Consider the following 18,509-nt stretch of genomic DNA (forward strand, 5'->3'; position numbering starts at 1 on the left):
AACGCGAATACGGGTGTATAGGCGACCTTAACACGCGCAAACGCCATTGCATCATGCAGACGAGAGCCTAGGCGGCGGCCTCTTCATCATGAAGCTGCAGATGCCATAGCTGAGCATAGCGTCCATCACGCCGCAGCAATTCGTCATGCGTGCCCTCTTCGACGATCACGCCAGCCTCAAGCACCACGATCCGGTCCGCGTCGATAACGGTCGACAAACGGTGCGCTATGGTCAGCACCGTGCGCCCTTCGGAGGCGCGGGCCAAAGCATCCTGAATGTCCCGCTCGGTTTCCGTGTCGAGTGCGCTTGTCGCCTCATCGAGCAGCAGAATTGGCGGGTTCTTGAGAAGGGTGCGCGCAATACCCACGCGCTGTTTTTCACCGCCTGAGAGTTTAAGACCCCTTTCACCGACGGTCGTGTCATAGGCCTCTGGCAGGCTCATGATGAAATCGTGGATTTGAGCAGCCTTTGCCGCTGCCTCTACCTCGGACCGGGTTGCGCCTTCGCGCCCGTAGGCAATGTTGTAGTAGATGGTGTCGTTGAACAGCACCGTGTCCTGCGGAACCACGCCGATGGCGGCGTGAAGGCTGTCTTGGGTCACGTCGCGTAGATCCTGACCGTCGATGCGGAAGGCGCCGTCAGACACGTCATAGAACCGGAACAGCAAACGCCCGATGGTCGACTTCCCAGAACCGGATGGCCCCACGATTGCGACGGTTTCGCCGGGTCGGACACAAAGGTCGATGCCTTTCAGAATGGGCCGGGCGGTGTCGTAGGAAAAGACAACGTCATCCAATTCGATCTGCCCGCCGGTCACATCCAAATCGGGGGCATCGGGTTTATCTTGCACCTCTGGGGTTTCCTCCAGAAGCGAGAACATCATCGCCATATCCACAAGGCTCTGACGGATTTCGCGGTACACAAAGCCCAGCATGTTCAGCGGCATCATGATCTGCATCATGTAGGCGTTGACCATGACGAAATCGCCCACGCTTTGCGTCCCCGCTGCGACGTCGCGGGCGGCCATCACCATCACGACAACCAATGCCCCGTTGATTATCAGCGCCTGTCCCAGATTAATGAAGCCCAAGGAATATGACGTGCGCAGTGCTGCGTCTTCATACCCCTCCATGGCGCTGTCATAGCGCCGCGCTTCGCGGCCCGCCGCGCCAAAGTATTTGACCGTCTCAAAGTTGAGCAGACTGTCGATGGCCTTTTGATTGGCGTCGGTGTCCTGTGCGTTCATTTCCTTGCGGATTTTCACGCGCCACTCGGTGACGACCGTCGTGAACCAGACATAGGCAATGATCGCGATGACGATAACGACGAGATAGCGCCAGTCAAAGAACACGACCAAAGCCGCTGAGATCAATGCAAGTTCAAGGATCAGCGGACCGATAGAAAAGAGCAGAAACCGGAGAAGGAAGGACACTCCCTTTACTCCGCGCTCCATCACCCGGCTAAGACCGCCGGTTTTGCGACTGATGTGATAGCGCAGCGAAAGCCTATGGATATGTTCAAAGGTTTCGACACCGATCACTCGAAGCGCGCGCTGTGCGACCTTGGCAAAGACGACATCCCGCAATTGTTGAAACAGGATGTTGAGAAAGCGGGTCATGCCATAGGCGATGGTCAAACCGACCGCGCCCATCACGAATAACGATGGCCCATCGGGGGCTTCGCCTGCCAGCGTGTCCACAGCCAGTTTGTAGAAATACGGGGTGGCGACGGCGATGACCTTGGCCAGCAGAAGCGCGCCAACAGCGATCACCACGCGCTGTTTCACCCATGTCTGTCCTTTTGGCCAAAGGTAAGGTGCGACCTTGGCTATGACCCTGATTTCGGCCTGATGGTTTTCGGACTCTGGATTGTCGCCAAGCGATTTCACGATTTAGAACGCACCCCTTGGCAGCAGTTTAGTTGGGCAAATCAAAGACCTGTCCGGGATAGATCAGGTCAGGGTCGCGAATGCGATCCCGGTTAGCTTCGAACACTTTCACAAATAAGGTGCCTTCGCCATAGCGCTCGCGCGCGATTGCCCAAAGCGTGGCCCCCGGCTGCACGGTCAAAACATCCTGCGTGACAATGCCGGTGTCCAGTTGCTCGGCCTGAAGTTCTGCGACGAGTTCGGGTTCTTCGCGTTTGAAAGGCGTTTCGATGCGCGACAGGACATTTCCATCGGTATCGAGTTCGTCCACGCGGAGTTGGTAGACGCCCGTATCAACCGAAGGCAAATCAGTGCGCCAACGCCCGTCGGGTTTGATCCGCGACACGGTCACAGGCTGATCGTCAAGATAGACCCGCACGAATCCTTCGCTTGTGCTGCGGCCCCCAAGGCTCACTTCGCCAGCTTGATCATAGGTGATGCTATCCAACGCGACACTGATCAAAGGTTGCGACGATTGCAGGACTTGAACGCCCTCGCTATCCGCCAATAGAACGGATGGCGCAGCGGGTGCTGCCTCTTGTTCAGACGCCACTTCCGGTTCTGGTTCAGGTGCGGCTTCTGCAACAATCACAGGCACTTCGGCCTCTTCTGTGGCGGCTTCAACAACTTCTTCAACAGCTTCAGGGTCTTCTACAGGCGCTTCAGCGACCTCAGCCTCTTCCACGGGGTCCGCCTTAGGCACTTGCGGCGCATCCACGTTTGCAGCAGGTGCTTCAGCCACTTCCACAACAGTCTGTTCGCCATCGACCGATGGCTCTGCGTCTTCTACAGGCTCAGCTTCAGCTGTCTCCAGGACGTTTGGCTCGGGTTGCGGCGCCTCAGGCGCTGGCGCCAGGTCGGCCACTGCCTCGGGTTCTGGGCTTTCTTCTTCAGACGCAACAACTTCCGCCTCAGCGACCTCGGTCTCTGGTTGAACCGAAGGCTCATCGACGACCGGTGCCTCTGGAAGTGCCGCCACCTGCGTGTCGGCGGGCGCAGCAAAGGGCGAGATCACGATTGTCTGGTCCGACCGGCGTGCGGCATCGCCTCTCCCGGCGCGTAGTTCCATGATACGCGCGTCGTCAGAAGGCTCCACAGACAGAAATGCAACAAAGCGCCCCGTGCCATCGGTTGTCGCGGTCCCAGCCACCACGTCGTCGATCAGGATGTCGACCGCTTCTCCTGGTTCAGCCACACCGGCGACAAGCGTCTGACCATCGTTTTCCACCTGCACCACATCAAAGGTTGGGTTTGGCAGAACCGTTTCTTCTTCTGCGGTGCTTTCAGCTACCGCTTCGGTCTCGGCCGGTTCCGCTATGGGCGCAGGTTGCGCGGCTTCAATGACCTCAGGCGTTGCCGGGGAATCATTGGGTTCCTGAACTGCAAACCAAGCCACACCTCCGACGACAGCGACCACAGTCGTTGCCGCCCCCGCGACGGTCGTGCCAGCGCCAAGCGCAAGTTTTGCCATGCAATTCCCCTTTGCCGGGGCTTTTATTCCCGTGCCCCAATCGTTGCGGCGACCCTAGCGGGTCCGCTAAGCAGGGTCAAAGCTTCCCAATCGTGAGTCCCCCATGGCCCAAATACCTTTTTCCGTCTGTGTTTTTTGTGGCTCACGCAGTGGACGCGACCCTGAGTGTGAACAGGCCGCAAAGGACTTTGGGTCCGCTATGGGTGGCCAAGGGTGGCGGCTTGTCTATGGCGCGGGCGATGTTGGCCTCATGGGCACGGTGGCGAAGGCCGCTCAGGACGCGGGCGCGCAAACCTTTGGGGTCATTCCCCAACACTTGGTCGAGCGCGAGATTGGCAAGTACGATCTGGATTCATACGTCGTGACAGAAACGATGCATGAACGCAAAAAGGTCATGTTCATGAATGCCGACGCCATTGTTGTGCTGCCCGGCGGAGCGGGGTCGCTGGACGAGTTTTTCGAAGTTTTGACCTGGGCGCAGATTGGTTTGCACAACAAACCAATCGTGCTGGTGAATGTCGGTGGCTATTGGAACCCGTTGATCGACCTCATCAAGCACACTGTCGATCATGGGTTTGCGGGCGAAAGTGTTATGTCCCTATTCTCAGTTGCCGACAGCAGCCGCGACGCCATTGCAATGCTGGACCAAAAAGCCACCCAATAAGCAACGAAGGCCTGCGGCGACCTAGAAGGTCCACCGCAGGCTGGCCAGCGTGTTATGCTGCCAATTCTTCTTTGACGATGTCTTCAATCTCATCGACGGGGTGGTTCGTGAGAACCTTTGGAATCTCACCGATCAACTTGTCTGAGACTTCTTGATGAAGCTGCTTGCGCAATTCGCCGAGCGTCGCAGGCGCGGCGGCAATCACCAGTTTTTCGAAGCGGCCTTTGTGTGCCTGTTTGTACAGGATGTCGGACAGTTCAGAGGCGAAGCGGTCCTTGGCCAGTTCATGCCAATCCGTGTCGTCCAAGGCAGATCTTTGCCCTTGCCCGTTATCGGGCATGCGGCCCGGACGGTTCGCGGACTGGTCGATGTCCTTCGGATTGTCCTGCTCTTCTTCGCGGAACACCTCAAGATAAGGGTCTTGCCCGTCGGTTTTGTTGAAGAGAAACAAAGCCTTCTCACCGTCGGCAACCACAACCCATGTGCCTTGTGCAAGATCAGTCATGCTGCGTGTCCTCCCCTTCTGCAATCTTGTCGGATTTTGTGACGCGGGTGGTCTCGTCTTCACCCTTTTCCACGCGGCGCAGCGCAGCCTTGGTGCCGACCTGCCGGGCCAGATTGCCATCGCTGCGGCCCTGCTGACCGGGTGTCGCATCGTCGCCGATAAAGTCATCGGTTTCGCGTGTGCCGTCTTTGCTTCGGTGGCGCTCTACCATTGGGAACTCCTTTTTACTTTGCAAAAGGAAAACCCGAACCCCGCCAGAGGGTTCCGAAAAAGGAAAAGGGCCGCCCATTGGGGCAGCCCTTTCAATCGTTTGATGTCGTTGCGCTTACATACGCGAAGCGACGTTTTCCCAGTTCACCAAGTTGTCGAGGAAGTTCGTCAGATACTTTGGACGCACGTTGCGGAAATCGATGTAGTACGAATGCTCCCACACGTCGCAGCCGAGCAGTGCCGTTTGGTCAAAGCACAGTGGGTTCACACCGTTTTCGGTTTTGGTCACAGCCAGCGAGCCGTCAGCGTTCTTGACCAGCCACGCCCAGCCAGAACCGAACTGACCAGCACCGGCAGCCGAGAACTGCGATTTGAATTCGTCGACCGAACCAAAGTTTTCGACCAGCGCCTTTTCCAACTCGCCTGGCATCTTGCTTTCGCCTGGCCCCATCATTTCCCAGAATTGATTGTGGTTCCAAAGCTGGCTGATGTTGTTGAAGATACCATTCTGGGCGACAGCGTTCGCGTCGTAGGTGCCTTTGATGATCTCTTCCATCGACTTGTCGGCCCATTCGGTGCCTTCAATCGCTTTATTGCCGTTGGTGACGTAGGCGTTGTGGTGAAGATCGTGGTGATATTCGAGCGTTTCTTTCGACATCCCTTTGTCAGCCAGCGCGTCGTGGGCATAAGGGAGATCGGGCAGTTCGAAGGCCATGGGCGGCTCCTGTCGTCAAAAAGTTATACTAGGCTTATGTTGATGGCGACGAAAGAACGTCAAGGGCAGAAGCCACGATCCATAGATTCTCGACAATTCCCACCAAATCGGTATCATTGGCATCAAAGCCGCAACAAATAGCGGCAGGGTAGATCGCGACCGGACACCTGACGTTCATCAACATGCGACAAACCCAGGCAAGTGAGAGCGGTGACCGGATCGGCATCAGCAAGAGGCAGTATCGCGCGGATCGTTTTTAGACGCCGACGCTAGTGAGAGGCAGTATGGCCCCCAAGCATAAGTACACGTTGTTTTCGATGATGAAGGATGAGGGTCACAACCTCATCGAGTGGGTCGCGTATCACCACATGATCGGCTTCGACAATATCTGCGTCTACACCAACAACTGCAACGACGGCACCGATGAGATGCTGATCCGTTTGCAGGAAATGGGGTACTGCCAGCATTTTGAGAACAACGTGCCAGAGGGCGGCAAGCCGCAGCCAAACGCGCTGAAACTGGGGTTCAAGAACCCCGAGATTCAGGACAGCGAATGGATCATGATCATGGACGCGGATGAATTCGTGTCCATCAAGTGCGGCGACAACACTATGCACGCGCTCATGAAAGAAATCCCCGAGGATACATGGGCCATCGCGATGACGTGGCTATTCTTTGGTTCAAACGATGTGCTGGATTGGAACCCGGGACTGGTAACCGAAAGCTACACGATGTCCGCGCCGCCGGCGTTCCGCAAAGGTTGGGGCGTCAAGACGATGTTCCGCCCGGCAAAAGACATTAAATTCGGCATCCACCGACCCAAGGTCAAAGGTGGCGACAGCAACCCAGAGGCCATCGCAACCATGCTGGACCGCAAATGGGTGAACGGCTCGGGCAAGGAAATGCCCAAGGAGTTCAACCTGTCCGGCTGGCGCTCAACACGCCCCACGATTGGCCGCGACTTGGTCGAACTGAACCACTACGCCGTGAAATCCTACGAGGCCTATCTGCTCCGCCGTATCCGCGGCAACGTGAACAACAAAGTCGGAAAGTATAACGGTGAGTATTTCGCGATCTTTGACCGCAACGAACAGCCCGAGTTGAACGTCCACAACATGGCCGAACGCACGAAGGCTGCGATGGCCGAGTTGCGCAAAGACGACAAGCTGCGCGCGCTTGAAGAAAAGGCGCTTGAGTATCAGGCGGGCCGCGTGAAGGTCCTGCGCGAAACCGGTGAATATGACGAATGGGTCGCTGAACTGCGCGAAGCAGGTAAGCACACCGTTGATAACCTCAACGAGGTTCTCTTTACCCACCACCTGCCCAAGGCATGGCAGGAAAAGATCAAGGAAATGCAGGCCGCTGGCATTCCAAATAAGGAAATTGCCAAGGTTGTCGCGTCCTCAAAACTGGCCCGCAAAGCCGACCGGCGCGAGGCCATGGCCAAGGCGCTTGAGGCCAGCGGATCGGATCAAACTGTGGATGTGTCCAACACGCGTTCTGAGACAGAGGCCAAGAAGGCCGAGGCCAACAAGCATGACGTCGATGTCGACAAGTTGAAGGCGGGTTAGGACGATGACCTCCCCTACCCCCAAACCCTGGCGTCGCATCATTTGCTGCACGATGAAAAATGAGGGTCCCTACCTTCTGGAATGGATCGCGTACCATCAGGCCATCGGGTTTGACGGTTTTATCATCTGCTCCAACGACTGCACCGACGGGACCAACCTGATGCTGAACAGGTTGGACGCGATGGGCCACATCATTCACATCGACAACCCGCAAGGTCCAAACATGGACCCGCAGCGGTCCGCCTATATCAAGATCCGCCATCACCCCGAATATGCCAATGCAGAATGGGCGCTCGTGATCGACGCGGACGAATTCCTGTGTGTGAAAACCGGGGATCAATCGCTCGATGCACTCTTGTCGGCCTGCGACGGTGCAGATGCGATTTCGATCAACTGGAAAACCTTTGGCTCGGACGGCGAAGCCGAGTTTTCTCCGGAAACGCTTGTCACCCAGCGCTTCACCAAGGGTTCGACCGAATACAAACCGGAACGCGGCCTGTTCTGGGGCTTCAAGACGCTCTTTAAGCAGAAGCTGTTCGATTACCTTGGCGTCCATCGTCCGCGCTTCTTCAAGCATCAGCCGATGCCAGAAGCAGGAAGCGTGAAATGGGTCAACGGATCAGGCCAAGATACGGGCGATCGCTACTACGCCAAGGGCTGGCGCTCTGGTCCGGCGACGGTTGGCTATGCTCATGCGCAGATCAACCACTATGCCATCAAGAGTCGTGAGGATTTCTTGCTCAAGCGGCTGCGTGGCACTGCTAACTCCAAGAACAAATCGCGCATATCGATGGAGTATTGGGAAAAATACGACATCAACACCAATGTCGACACAACGATACCGACCGATGGCCTGCGCAGTCGCATCGATGCATTGCTAGAGGATGCCGACCTTGCAGCCCTTTACCGTGCCTCGATTGACAGCGCGCGGCGCACCATTGATCGGGAAAAATCGTCCGAAGACGTTGTTGAATTTCTTGCTGCCGCCAAACCCCAGAAAAAGGAGGTCGCCGCATGACCGCGACTAAAGCTCCGGGAACAACCCGTCCTCGCCACGCAGCGAAAAAGATGACACCGGGTCGGTTCATTTGCATCGGCACCCACCACAAAACCGGCACGGTCTGGATGCGCAAGGTGTGGAAAAAGATCGCGGCAGATCAGGATATACCGTTCTTTCCAGTCTATCGCCCGCGCAAGATGGCGCTGTTGCCGGAAACCGGACCAGCCATTCTTGTGAATTGGCATTCGGGCTTTCCTCAAGAGCTTATGGATCATCCGGACGCGCGGTTCATGCACATCATCCGTGATCCACGCGATGTGCTTTTGTCAGGGATGAATTATCACCGCGTCGCTGGCCTGGGGAACGAGAAATTCCTGCGCGAAAAACGTGACGATCTGGGCGGTGCGAATTACCAGGACTACCTCAACAGCCTACCGGACGATTTGGCGCGGCTGCGGTTTGAGATGGGCGAAAAGCATGATGCCACGATCAAGGAAATGCTGGCCTGGGACTATAAGCATCCGCATTCCGTGGAACTGAACTACGAAGACCTGATCGACGATGATGACTGCGATATCTTCCGCAAGGCTTTGACCCGTATCGCGCCAGAGGGTTTGGACATTGACCGTGCGGTTCAAACCTACTGGGATCATTCCTTGTTCGGAGGGTTTGCCAAGAAAGAGGATCGAGGTGGTGTTCCGCCGGTTCATGTGGCCTCTGGTAAGCCGTCGCGCTGGGTGAACGAGATGCCGCGCGAAGTCGCAGAGGACTATGTGGCCAAGTACGGCAACGACCTGAAGGCGTTGAAATATGAGACGTCGCTGAAATGGGTCGACGCCTGCATCCCGGCCGATGACATCAAAATGGCGGGTTAAGTCCCGCCATCCTGGGCAAAACGGTCCCGGAGCAACCGGGACCTGCCTTTTTCCAGATCAGCTTGCGAAATGATCAACCGGCGCGTCGCGGCTGGCCACCGTCGTCAGAACGTCCCAGATGTAATCCTGCACCGATCGAAATCCGATCAGGGAGAACGCGGTCTCATCTTCGGCCCAGAAAGCGCAGGCGACCTGCGCCATCCGTGTGCGGCGGAATTGGCCCGCCTTGAACATGTTTGGTCGCAGATCCACGGGGCAGACCTTGGCCAGAACATCCCGCGCTGCTCCGCCAGAGATGCGGAACACCGCACGCGCGTCTGACACATCGGTCACCATGTGGTGGGTGCCAGCCAGCCCTGCATTCAGCGCATCCACGATGCCTTTGGCATCGGCTTCGGCGCAGACCACCAGGATTTCATCCGAGGACATCCACGCAACCGTCCGTCCGGCACCTGTGGATACAGTGCCGCGATCGGGCACGCTCACACCCGTAGCAGCCACCACAGCCGCTTGAAATCCGGCATCGGTCAAGGTCCCGCGCACGCTGATCATGCCAAGGCCCGTGACCTGTTCGATCCGGGCCAATCCGTCAAAATCACGTTCAGACATTCTGCTTGGCCCCTTCTTTGTCATAGAACACCGGATCGACGATCTTGGCCTTAACGACCGTGCCATCGACACGTGGGAAATCCAGCACCTCGCCCATGCGGTCGGGTCCGTGGTGGACCAACCCCATGGCGATACCTTTGCCCAGGGTTGGCGAATGGTAGGTCGAGGTCACGCGCCCGATCATGTTGCGCTGACCGTTGGCGTTGGTGCCTTCTCCAACTGCGTAGGCTCCGTCTGGCAGGACTGAGCCATCTGTGGTTTCCAGCCCCACCAGCTTCCAACGGTTCGGATCGGCCATATGGCTGCGCATCTGGGCGCGTTTTCCAAGGAAGTCGTCTTTCTTCTTCGAGATCGCCCAATGCAGGTTCAAATCCTGAGGGATAACCGTGCCGTCAGTTTCATCCCCGATCATTATGAACCCCTTTTCGGCGCGCATGATGTGCAACGCCTCGGTCCCGTAAGGCATCACGCCGAACTCTTCACCGGCCTCCAACAGCGCATCCCAGAACGCGCGCCCTTGGTTTGCGGGCACGGCGATCTCGTAGGAGAGCTCCCCCGAGAAGCTGATCCGATAGACCCGCACATCAAACCCGCCGATAGTACCGTCTGCCCAGCCCATGAAGCTCAGCGCATCGGCACTGACATCCATGCCGCCAAGTTTCTCGAGCACCTTGCGAGCGTTCGGCCCGACGACGGCGACCTGAGCATATTGCTCGGTCACATTGGCGGTATAGACCTTCCAGTCCCACCATTCCGTCTGCAGCCACTCTTCCATGTGGGCGTGAATGCGATCAGCCCCGCCCGAGGTCGTGTGGCAGAGCCACGTGTCGTCGCTAATCCGCGCAACGACGCCATCATCGCTGAGGAACCCATTTTCGGAACACATCAGTCCATAACGGCAGCGCCCCGGTTTCAGGTTGGACATCATGTTGGTGTACATCATGTCCAAGAATTTGCCTGCGTCCGGGCCTTTGACGATGATCTTGCCAAGGGTCGAGGCGTCCAGCAGCCCCAGCTTTTCGCGCGTGTTCAGCACCTCGCGATGCACGGCTTTCTCGGGCGTTTCATCGCCCCGGAGGAAGCAATAGGGACGCCGCCAATGGCCGACTGGTTCCCAATGCGCACCGTTGGCGTCGTGCCAGTCGTGCATCGGCGTCTTACGCAGCGGTTGAAAAATCTCGTGCCGTGCCTCACCCGCAATCGCGCCCATGGAGATCGGCGTGTAAGGCGGGCGGAAGGTTGTGGTGCCGACCTGAGGGATATCTACTCCCAATTCCTTGGATAGGATCGCCAGACCGTTGATATTGCTGGTCTTCCCTTGATCGGTCGCCATCCCAAGCGTCGTGTAGCGCTTGGCATGTTCGACGCTCTCAAAGCCCTCTTGCGCGGCCAGTTGCACGTCGCTGACTTTCACGTCGTTTTGGAAATCCAACCATGATTTGGACCGCAGCTTGTGTGCCGCGCCTTGCGGCATCAGCCAGATTGGTTCGATTGCGTTTTCAGCCGTGTTCGCCTCTGTTGGTGCAGCAGCATCGGTCTTGCCCCCGCAGCGGGAGACAACCTCCGCCGCCTGCGCCGTTGCATCGGCCAGCACATCACTGAGCGCGCCATTGGCGGCCCCGGCGGTGATGACAAAAGGATTGCCATCATGGCTTGTCGGTGCGCGGTCACCATCGGGCCGGAACATCGCCAAAGCGTCATCCCAGATCAGCTTGCCGCCGCAATGGCTCCACAAGTGGACCACAGGTGACCAGCCGCCCGACATCGTGACGCAATCGCAGGCGATCTCTTCGAGAATCGAGCCTTCGCCCGCCTGCGCGCAGATGCCGACGCCGGTGACGCGTTTGCCGCCTTTGACCTTGGCGATGGCTTTGCCGGTCTCGACACGGATGCCAAGCGCCTTGGCCTGATCGCCCAGCGCCCCGGCCCCGCCGGTCCGCGCGTCGATGATCGCCGGAACCTCAAGCCCCGCCTCCTTCAACGCAATCGCAGTGCGGTAGGCGTCGTCGTTGTTGGTGACGACAACGGTCCGGTCTCCGATGGAGACCCCGTAATTGACCACATAATCACGGACGGCGCCCGCAAGCATGACGCCCGGAATATCGTTTCCGGCAAAGGACAAAGGCCGCTCAATTGCGCCGGTCGCCGTGACGACTTGCTTTGCCCGCACGCGCCATAACCGGTGTCGCGGACCTGCAGCCTTGGGCGCATGATCAGTCAAACGCTCATAGCACAGCACATAGCCATGGTCGTAGACGCCCGCACCCATGCAGCGTGCGCGCAGGGTCACGTTTGGCATATCGCCCAGCGCAGCGACTGTCGTATCGATCCAGTCCTGAGCAGGTTTGCCATCAATCCCGGTCCCATCGACGGGCGCACGTCCGCCCCAATGGGGATCTTGCTCAACGAGCATGACTTCCAGACCGGCATCAGCGGCAACCTTGGCCGCTTGCAGACCCGCGATGCCGCCACCGATGATCAACACATCGCAGAAGGCATAGAAATGCTCGTACGTATCCACGTCGCGCGCCTTGGGCGCTTTGCCCAGACCAGCCGACTGACGAATGAATGGTTCGTAGATGTGTTTCCAAAACGGCCGCGGGTGAATGAACATCTTGTAGTAGAAGCCCGCAGGCAAGAAGCGCGACAGGTGGGTGTTCAGTGCGCCGACGTCGAATTCCAGCGAGGGGAAGTGGTTCTGCGACGCAGCTTCCAGCCCATCAAACAGAGGCGTCGTCGTGGCCCGCGCATTGGGTTCAAATTTGCCCTCGGCCCCGAGGTTCATCAGCGCGTTAGGTTCTTCGGCTCCTGACGCTATCACACCACGCGGGCGGTGGTACTTGAACGACCGGCCCATAAGCATCTGATCATTGGCCAAGAGCGCCGAGGCCAGCGTGTCACCCGCATAGCCCTTGAGCCGCTTGCCATTGAACGAAAAACCTTGTTGCGCGGAACGGTCAATCAGCCGCCCGCCTTGGGACAAACGCGTGCTCATTGCGCTGTGCCTCCAAACTTGCGCCACGACCAACCGGGGCGCTTTTTGTCCAGAATGTCGATGATCTCTTTGGGCGGCTCAGTGGTTTGGGCCGAATAGGTGCCGAACACTTCAAGCGTGTTGGTGCAGCGCGCGGCGTGGAACCATTTCCCGCAGCCATAGCTGCAATGCCAGCGTTCGAAATGCACACCTTTCGGGTTCACGCGTTCAAAGAGATAGGTCTCCATCTCTTCGTCGGTGGCCTCTGGCCCCGCGCGTGTGATGTGCGCCTCGCCATGGGCGTGAAGTTCGGATTCGTCTTTGGTCTCGCCACAATTGGGGCAAGTCAGGATCAGCATGATGCGCCCTCCGAAACGGGGCGCTGCTGCGCCTTAGAAGAAGTAAACCTGCTCGGGCGGTTCAGACGCGCTGCCAAAGCCTTCGCCCGAGAACATGACGCCGCCCAGAATGATGGCCACAATGCCGACGAACGCGCCTGCGCCGAGCCCTGCAATTGCTGCCGTGTTGCGTTTGATCCAAGCCATGGTTCACCTGCCTTTCGTTGAGAGGCAGATAGGTATGATTGAGGTGCGGTCAACATCAATGCGCCACCCCCGCAGCCACGCTTTCGTCGATGAAGCGGCCTTCGCGGAACCGGTCGAGGCCAAACTCGGCGGTCAGCGGTGAATGACCTGTCGCCATCAACTCTGCAAAGCCCCAGCCGGAGCCCGGGATCGCTTTGAACCCACCGGTGCCCCAGCCGCAGTTGATGAACACACCCTCGACCGGCGTTTTCGACAGGATGGGCGAGCGGTCGCCTGTGACGTCCACGATCCCGCCCCATTGGCGTAGCATTTTCAGGCGGCTGATCATGGGGAAGGTTTCGATCAGGGCGCGTACGGTTTCCTCGATGTGGTGGAATGATCCGCGTTGGGTATAAGCGTTGTGGCCATCTGTGCCGCCACCGATGACCATTTCGCCCTTATCAGATTGGCTCATGTAACCGTGGACAGTGTTGGCCATGACGACCACGTCCATGCAGGGCTTGATCGGCTCTGACACCAGCGCCTGTAGCGGAACCGATTCAATCGGCAGCCGGAAACCCGCCATGTCGGCCACGACGCCCGAATGGCCCGCGACGACAATGCCCAGCCTATCGCAATCAATCGCGCCCTTGGTGGTATCGACGCCAACAACCTTGCCATTCTCACGGCGCACGCCCGTGACTTCGCATTTCTGGATGATGTCCATGCCCATGTCCGAACAGGCCCGCGCGTAACCCCACGCCACCGCATCATGGCGTGCCGTTCCACCGCGCGGCTGCCAAAGGCCGCCAAGCACCGGATAGCGTGGCCCTTCAATATGCATGATCGGGCAGAGTTCCTTGACCCGGCGCGCGTCGATGTATTCCGTCGCCACACCCTGCAACGCGTTCGCATGCGCGGTGCGCTTATACCCACGCACCTCATGCTCGGTCTGCGCCAGCATGATCACACCACGCGGGCTGAACATCACGTTGTAGTTCAGGTCCTGGCTCAGATCTTCGTAAAGGCTGCGCGCCTTTTCATAGATCGCCGCCGACGGGTCCTGCAGATAGTTCGAGCGGATGATCGTCGTGTTGCGGCCTGTATTGCCACCGCCCAGCCAACCCTTTTCGAGGATCGCGACGTTTTTGATCCCGTGGTTCTTGCCCAGATAGTAGGCAGTGGCCAAGCCATGCCCGCCCGCGCCGACGATGATCGCGTCGTATTTCTTCTTTGGTTCCGGGCTACGCCACGCGCGTTCCCAGCCGGTGTGATACCGGAACGCCTCTCTTGCGATGGCGAATGCTGAATAGCGTTTCATTGACTGGCGACTCCTTGTCCGGCGGCCCATGACACCTTGATGCTGTGTAGGCGGTCTCGCTTTTTCTGAGCGAGCCACATGCGGCAAAGAACGCACATATGCGACATGGCCGCACCACCTTCCCCTCAGTCGCAAAGCCGCTTAACTAAGCGCGTGATCAATCGGCGGGGCCTATGACGTATTTCTGGATGATCTGTGGGGTACTGACCCTTGGAATCGGGGCCATGCTTTGGCGGGCGATGAACCGTTCCGATCTGTCGGGACAGGCCATTCCGGACATTGAAATCTACAAGGCACAGTTGGCAGAGGTCGAACGAGACGTCGCGCGTGGCGTGTTGTCGGAAAGCGAAGCCGATCAACTGAGGACCGAAGTCAAACGCCGGCTTTTGAATGCAGACAAGTCCACGTCGGGCGCAGAGTTTCACGGCGGGGGACCGTCGCTCTTGGGATATGTCGGGCTTGCCGGGGTGGCGGCGATTGCGGTCGGTACGTATTGGACAATTGGTGCACCGGGTTATGGCGACCTGCCTCTTGATCTGCGGAAGGAACTGACGGCAGAGGCCGCTGCCGCGCGCCCGTCACAGGACGTCGCGCAGAGATCATTTGCAGAAACGCAGTTTGCGCCGCCCGCCTCGCCAGAGTTGTTGGCCTTGGTCGAGCAATTGCGCGTTGCGATGCAGGACCGGCCGGATGATGTGCGGGGGCTTGAGCTATTGGCGCGCAACGAGGCGATCTTGGGCAATTACGATGATGCCATCGCCGCGCAGGAGCGTCTGATCGCAGTCAAAGGGGATGCGACAACGGCCCGTGATATCGCCGATCTGGCCGAACTTATGATCGTGGCGACGGGCGGCTACGTTTCGCCCCAAGCAGAAGAGCGGCTGCGTCAGGCCTTGGCCGTTGATCCGACGCTCGGGGCCGCGCGCTATTACCTTGGGTCGATGTATGACCAGACGGGGCGGCCCGACGAAGCGTTTCGCATTTGGCAGCGCCTTCTGTTGGAAGAGCCCGATAACGCACCGTGGAGTCAGCCCATTCGCGACCAGATCGATGCCGTTGCTCTGCGTGCAGGTGTGACACGTTATGAACAGCCGCCGAGCCAGACACGGCGCGGTCCCTCTGCGGCTGACATTGCCGCCGCCGATGACATGAGCCCAGAAGACCGCACGCAGATGATCCAGAATATGGTCGCAGGTCTGTCTCAGCGCCTCGCGGAAGAAGGCGGTCCGCCATCTGATTGGGCGCGGCTGATTGCGGCCTACGGCGTTCTGGGCGCCAGGGAGCAAGCCGAGGCGGTGCTGATCGAAGCTCGACTGGTGTTTCAGGGCAATGATGGCGCACAGGCTTTGTTGGACGATGCCGCTGCCCGTGCGGGGATCACGGAATGATATGCGAGACGGTCGAGGCATTCCTGCCGGAATTGCCGCGTGCCGCGCCGATTGCGGGTCTTGATCTGGGCACACATACGATTGGTGTGGCGCTGTCGGATCGGCTGTTGGCGACAGCCACCCCGATGCTGACCATCAAGCGCAAGAAATTCACCCAAGACGCAGAGCAGCTCTTGGCATTTACCAAGCAGCGCGAGGTTGGCGGACTGATCCTTGGCCTGCCGCGCAATATGGACGGCTCTGAAGGGCCGCGTTGTCAGGCAACACGCGCTTTTGCCAGAAACCTGTCCAACCTGACCGACCTGCCCATCACGTTTTGGGATGAACGACTGTCGACCGTGGCCGCAGAACGTGCATTGCTTGAGGCGGATACGACACGTAAACGTCGCGCAGAGGTCATCGACCACGTCGCTGCCGGGTTTATCCTGCAAGGAGCGCTGGATCGAATCCGGCATATCCGACAACAAGAGGCGGCGCAGCAGTGAGCAGTAAATCAGAAGAGGTGTGGGTCCGGGCCGAGATTGAGAGCCCCTGCATCAAGCTGTGTTCCATTCATCCGGAAGAACGGATTTGCATCGGCTGCCTCCGCAGCATGGACGAAATCGGCAGCTGGAGCAAAATGACCCCCGAAGAACGCATGCGCATCATGGCCGAACTGCCGCAGCGTGCACCACGCCTTCGCAAGCGGCGCGGTGGGCGCACGGCGCGGACAGCCTAGCCCTTTGTGTCTAGCCAGCGGAACACATCGCTGAATTGCGGCCGGAAATAGGCGACCTTGCGCTCCTGCCCCGGCCCATTCCAAGGACGAACGCCGTGCAGCATATGGCGATGTAGCAACATGGCCTGGCCCGGAACGGCGCGCACATCGACCGGTTCGATTGTCTCGAAAACATGACGGCGGGTTGCCTGATAAACATCGGTCAAGTCGAATTTGGAAATATCATGTCCGTGACAGGCCTCGGCAAGGGCAGCCCTCATAACGTGATGACTTCCGGGCCAGACAACAAGCGGGGATGCCTGGCATTCGTCAAGTGGAAGGCCCAGAATAAAGGCGTGTGGCTCTCGCAGATAACGTCGGCGATCTGGGCCTTCGGGCAACAGACCGTCGACATGGGCCGCATTACGGTTGAGCCTGAACCTGTGGGCGGCATCGCTTTCATCCGCGTCCTGCAACGGATAGCCGGGATACACAATCGATAGCTGCGCCGGGTGCCAGATAGAGGGCGCGTCAACAATCCCCTCCCACGCGCCCGTCAACGGAACGCCATCCACACTGCCGTCGGGCGCGTTTGGCAAGGCATCGACGCCAACAAACCAAGTGTCTCCATGCCGCAACCACTGCCGCCGCATATCTGGATCGCACGCTATCTGCTCAGCCTTTTGAGCGGCAACTTTAGCCCAACGCAGCACGGTCTCGCTATGGTCGAGAACGACAATGCCATCGCGGTCAAAGTCGGAAAGTTGATTGCGCTGCTGCATCCCCTTGGTCACGTCACTGCGCTACGTCGGGCTGGTGCATGGATGGCACCGCAGCACAGGCGGCTTGCAACACATCTAGCCCGGCCCCGGGTCGAGTTGCACCTTCTGACAGGATCCGCCGCCATGCGCGCGCTCCGGGCTGCCCGGCAAAGAGACCAAGCATATGTCGCGTGATCTGGTGAAGCGACCCGCCCGCTTGCAAATGGTCGGCGATATAAGGCTCCATCCGTGCGATGACTTCAGCACGAGAGGTCGGGACACGATCATCTGACCAGATCTCGGCATCCGCCGCCCCGAGAATATCATAGGGCGTATGATAGGCCGCGCGCCCGATCATGACGCCGTACATTCCTTGCATCAGGTGCGATTTGGCATCGTGCAACCGGTCAATACCGCCATTGATGGCGATATCCAGTTCCGGAAAATCGGCCCGCATCCGATGGACCAACGGATAATCCAACGGAGGCACTTCACGGTTTTCTTTCGGGCTCAAGCCTTTCAGCCACGCCTTTCGCGCGTGCACGATGACGTGTTTCACCCCTGCCGCCTGCATCGTCTCCAGGACCCGCGGCAACACCTCTTCCGGGATTTGATCATCCACGCCGATACGGCATTTGACCGTGACCGGAACAGTGCTGACAGCGGCCATCTTGGACACACAATCCCCAACAGTTTCCGGTGTCTTCATGAGCACGGCACCGAACGTGCCGCTTTGCACACGGTCAGACGGGCAGCCAACATTGAGGTTCACCTCGTCATAGCCTTCATCGCAGGCCATGCGGGTTGCCTGTGCCAATTCGTCGGCATCCGATCCCCCCAACTGAAGGGCAACAGGATGCTCGGCATCAGAAAACTGCAGCAGATGCCGCGCATCCCCACGCACGAGCGCAGCCGAAGTGACCATTTCGGTGTAGAGCAGCGCATGTCGGGACATCTGCCGGTGGAAAAACCGGCAGTGACGATCCGTCCAAGCCATCATCGGGGCGACCGATAGTCGTGCGCTGTTATGTGTGCTCATGTGCGTCACTTAGGTTTTCTCGGAGCCTCGACACGGAAGATGCTTGAATACTCGTCTGCGTCGACCGACCAACGATTAGTACACCGCAAATAAGGAAACCATCGAGTTGCAGCAAGGCCGCAGCGCGACGCGCGGCACATGCCACGGCAACCCGGAGTCCAGTTCCAGAGTTTCGATCAGGACAGCGGCAAGAAAACAGTGCGCTCACGCACTTCGCGCTTTATCGTTCTGCGGCACACCAAGAGGGCAAGGGACCAG

General features: G+C 58.6%; 19 protein-coding genes. 7 read left to right on the plus strand and 12 right to left on the minus strand.

What is annotated here, in order from left to right; genetic code table 11:
* Positions 1-67: 67 nt before the first annotated feature.
* Both FE702_RS06400 and FE702_RS06405 read right to left on the minus strand, forming a co-directional pair.
* Positions 68-1,888, minus strand: a complete 1,821-nt coding sequence (locus FE702_RS06400; protein ID WP_255449603.1) for an ABCB family ABC transporter ATP-binding protein/permease — start codon at positions 1,886-1,888, stop codon at positions 68-70.
* 28 nt (positions 1,889-1,916) lie between these two features.
* Entirely contained in the window at positions 1,917-3,398 is a 1,482-nt protein-coding gene (locus FE702_RS06405) for a LysM peptidoglycan-binding domain-containing protein (protein ID WP_147125425.1), read from the minus strand.
* Between the two features lie 103 nt (positions 3,399-3,501).
* On the opposite strand from FE702_RS06405, the gene FE702_RS06410 reads away from it, so the two are divergent.
* Entirely contained in the window at positions 3,502-4,062 is a 561-nt protein-coding gene (locus tag FE702_RS06410) for an LOG family protein (protein ID WP_147125426.1), read from the plus strand.
* A gap of 52 nt (positions 4,063-4,114) precedes the next feature.
* Here FE702_RS06410 and FE702_RS06415 read toward each other — a convergent pair whose 3' ends face one another.
* From FE702_RS06415 to FE702_RS06425, 3 genes are all read right to left on the minus strand, one after another.
* Positions 4,115-4,567 (minus strand): host attachment family protein, encoded by a 453-nt coding sequence (locus FE702_RS06415; RefSeq protein WP_147125427.1) that lies wholly within the window; start codon positions 4,565-4,567, stop codon positions 4,115-4,117.
* Positions 4,560-4,778 (minus strand): hypothetical protein, encoded by a 219-nt coding sequence (locus FE702_RS06420; RefSeq protein WP_147125428.1) that lies wholly within the window; start codon positions 4,776-4,778, stop codon positions 4,560-4,562. Before FE702_RS06420 ends, FE702_RS06415 begins: the two co-directional genes overlap by 8 nt.
* Before the next feature lie 114 nt (positions 4,779-4,892).
* A complete protein-coding gene (locus FE702_RS06425; RefSeq protein ID WP_147125429.1) occupies positions 4,893-5,492 on the minus strand; it encodes a superoxide dismutase in 600 nt (199 codons plus the stop codon).
* 284 nt (positions 5,493-5,776) lie between these two features.
* On the opposite strand from FE702_RS06425, the gene FE702_RS06430 reads away from it, so the two are divergent.
* Genes FE702_RS06430 through FE702_RS06440 form a run of 3 tightly spaced genes read left to right on the plus strand, consistent with a single transcriptional unit; the run spans position 5,777 to position 8,938 of the window.
* Positions 5,777-7,063 carry a glycosyltransferase family 2 protein gene (locus tag FE702_RS06430; protein ID WP_147125430.1) on the plus strand — a complete coding sequence of 429 codons (1,287 nt, stop codon included), beginning with the start codon at positions 5,777-5,779 and terminating at the stop codon, positions 7,061-7,063.
* Between the two features lie 52 nt (positions 7,064-7,115).
* Positions 7,116-8,081: a glycosyltransferase family 2 protein gene (locus tag FE702_RS06435; protein WP_255449604.1), complete on the plus strand. Its 966-nt coding sequence runs from the start codon at positions 7,116-7,118 to the stop codon at positions 8,079-8,081.
* On the plus strand, positions 8,078-8,938 hold the full coding sequence (locus FE702_RS06440; RefSeq protein WP_147125432.1) for a sulfotransferase domain-containing protein: 861 nt from the start codon (positions 8,078-8,080) through the stop codon (positions 8,936-8,938). The genes FE702_RS06435 and FE702_RS06440 overlap by 4 nt, the downstream gene beginning before the upstream one ends.
* Before the next feature lie 57 nt (positions 8,939-8,995).
* On the opposite strand, the gene FE702_RS06445 is transcribed toward FE702_RS06440, so the two are convergent.
* The 5 genes from FE702_RS06445 to FE702_RS06460 are packed head-to-tail and all read right to left on the minus strand — an operon-like array spanning position 8,996 to position 14,366.
* Positions 8,996-9,547 carry a sarcosine oxidase subunit gamma gene (locus FE702_RS06445; RefSeq protein WP_147125433.1) on the minus strand — a complete coding sequence of 184 codons (552 nt, stop codon included), beginning with the start codon at positions 9,545-9,547 and terminating at the stop codon, positions 8,996-8,998.
* Positions 9,540-12,542 (minus strand): sarcosine oxidase subunit alpha family protein, encoded by a 3,003-nt coding sequence (locus FE702_RS06450; protein WP_147125434.1) that lies wholly within the window; start codon positions 12,540-12,542, stop codon positions 9,540-9,542. The genes FE702_RS06445 and FE702_RS06450 overlap by 8 nt, the downstream gene beginning before the upstream one ends.
* A complete protein-coding gene (locus tag FE702_RS06455) occupies positions 12,539-12,880 on the minus strand; it encodes a sarcosine oxidase subunit delta (RefSeq protein ID WP_147125435.1) in 342 nt (113 codons plus the stop codon). Before FE702_RS06455 ends, FE702_RS06450 begins: the two co-directional genes overlap by 4 nt.
* Before the next feature lie 33 nt (positions 12,881-12,913).
* Complete coding sequence (locus tag FE702_RS18570) at positions 12,914-13,066, minus strand: hypothetical protein (RefSeq protein WP_186827001.1); 153 nt, start codon at positions 13,064-13,066, stop codon at positions 12,914-12,916.
* A gap of 55 nt (positions 13,067-13,121) precedes the next feature.
* Complete coding sequence (locus FE702_RS06460; protein ID WP_147125436.1) at positions 13,122-14,366, minus strand: sarcosine oxidase subunit beta family protein; 1,245 nt, start codon at positions 14,364-14,366, stop codon at positions 13,122-13,124.
* A gap of 173 nt (positions 14,367-14,539) precedes the next feature.
* Here FE702_RS06460 and ccmI point away from each other — a divergent pair, with 173 nt between their 5' ends.
* Genes ccmI through FE702_RS06475 form a run of 3 tightly spaced genes read left to right on the plus strand, consistent with a single transcriptional unit; the run spans position 14,540 to position 16,472 of the window.
* The gene (gene ccmI / locus FE702_RS06465) at positions 14,540-15,754 is read left to right on the plus strand and encodes a c-type cytochrome biogenesis protein CcmI (protein WP_147125437.1); all 1,215 of its coding nucleotides are present in this window, start codon (positions 14,540-14,542) and stop codon (positions 15,752-15,754) included.
* Positions 15,751-16,239 (plus strand): Holliday junction resolvase RuvX, encoded by a 489-nt coding sequence (gene ruvX, locus FE702_RS06470; RefSeq protein WP_147125438.1) that lies wholly within the window; start codon positions 15,751-15,753, stop codon positions 16,237-16,239. The genes ccmI and ruvX overlap by 4 nt, the downstream gene beginning before the upstream one ends.
* Positions 16,236-16,472: a DUF1289 domain-containing protein gene (locus tag FE702_RS06475; protein WP_147125439.1), complete on the plus strand. Its 237-nt coding sequence runs from the start codon at positions 16,236-16,238 to the stop codon at positions 16,470-16,472. Before ruvX ends, FE702_RS06475 begins: the two co-directional genes overlap by 4 nt.
* Here FE702_RS06475 and FE702_RS06480 read toward each other — a convergent pair.
* Both FE702_RS06480 and dusA read right to left on the minus strand, forming a co-directional pair.
* Positions 16,469-17,233: a hypothetical protein gene (locus FE702_RS06480; RefSeq protein WP_255449605.1), complete on the minus strand. Its 765-nt coding sequence runs from the start codon at positions 17,231-17,233 to the stop codon at positions 16,469-16,471. The genes FE702_RS06475 and FE702_RS06480 overlap by 4 nt on opposite strands.
* Positions 17,234-17,246: 13 nt before the next feature.
* Entirely contained in the window at positions 17,247-18,251 is a 1,005-nt protein-coding gene (gene dusA / locus FE702_RS06485; protein ID WP_147125440.1) for a tRNA dihydrouridine(20/20a) synthase DusA, read from the minus strand.
* Between the last annotated feature and the right edge of the window lie 258 nt (positions 18,252-18,509).

Origin of the sequence: Shimia ponticola (assembly GCF_007995215.1) — a bacterium.
Lineage (GTDB): Bacteria > Pseudomonadota > Alphaproteobacteria > Rhodobacterales > Rhodobacteraceae > Shimia_B > Shimia_B ponticola.

Excerpts from the sequence above, each read along its gene's own strand:
- FE702_RS06405 (WP_147125425.1), bottom strand. The coding sequence starts at position 3,398 with ATGGCAAAACTTGCGCTTGGCGCTGGCACGACCGTCGCGGGGGCGGCA.
- FE702_RS06410 (WP_147125426.1), top strand. The coding sequence starts at position 3,502 with ATGGCCCAAATACCTTTTTCCGTCTGTGTTTTTTGTGGCTCACGCAGT.
- FE702_RS06415 (WP_147125427.1), bottom strand. The coding sequence starts at position 4,567 with ATGACTGATCTTGCACAAGGCACATGGGTTGTGGTTGCCGACGGTGAG.
- FE702_RS06420 (WP_147125428.1), bottom strand. The coding sequence starts at position 4,778 with ATGGTAGAGCGCCACCGAAGCAAAGACGGCACACGCGAAACCGATGAC.
- FE702_RS06425 (WP_147125429.1), bottom strand. The coding sequence starts at position 5,492 with ATGGCCTTCGAACTGCCCGATCTCCCTTATGCCCACGACGCGCTGGCT.
- FE702_RS06430 (WP_147125430.1), top strand. The coding sequence starts at position 5,777 with ATGGCCCCCAAGCATAAGTACACGTTGTTTTCGATGATGAAGGATGAG.
- FE702_RS06435 (WP_255449604.1), top strand. The coding sequence starts at position 7,116 with ATGAAAAATGAGGGTCCCTACCTTCTGGAATGGATCGCGTACCATCAG.
- FE702_RS06440 (WP_147125432.1), top strand. The coding sequence starts at position 8,078 with ATGACCGCGACTAAAGCTCCGGGAACAACCCGTCCTCGCCACGCAGCG.
- FE702_RS06445 (WP_147125433.1), bottom strand. The coding sequence starts at position 9,547 with ATGTCTGAACGTGATTTTGACGGATTGGCCCGGATCGAACAGGTCACG.
- FE702_RS06450 (WP_147125434.1), bottom strand. The coding sequence starts at position 12,542 with ATGAGCACGCGTTTGTCCCAAGGCGGGCGGCTGATTGACCGTTCCGCG.
- FE702_RS06455 (WP_147125435.1), bottom strand. The coding sequence starts at position 12,880 with ATGCTGATCCTGACTTGCCCCAATTGTGGCGAGACCAAAGACGAATCC.
- FE702_RS18570 (WP_186827001.1), bottom strand. The coding sequence starts at position 13,066 with ATGGCTTGGATCAAACGCAACACGGCAGCAATTGCAGGGCTCGGCGCA.
- FE702_RS06460 (WP_147125436.1), bottom strand. The coding sequence starts at position 14,366 with ATGAAACGCTATTCAGCATTCGCCATCGCAAGAGAGGCGTTCCGGTAT.
- ccmI (WP_147125437.1), top strand. The coding sequence starts at position 14,540 with ATGACGTATTTCTGGATGATCTGTGGGGTACTGACCCTTGGAATCGGG.
- ruvX (WP_147125438.1), top strand. The coding sequence starts at position 15,751 with ATGATATGCGAGACGGTCGAGGCATTCCTGCCGGAATTGCCGCGTGCC.
- FE702_RS06480 (WP_255449605.1), bottom strand. The coding sequence starts at position 17,233 with ATGCAGCAGCGCAATCAACTTTCCGACTTTGACCGCGATGGCATTGTC.
- dusA (WP_147125440.1), bottom strand. The coding sequence starts at position 18,251 with ATGAGCACACATAACAGCGCACGACTATCGGTCGCCCCGATGATGGCT.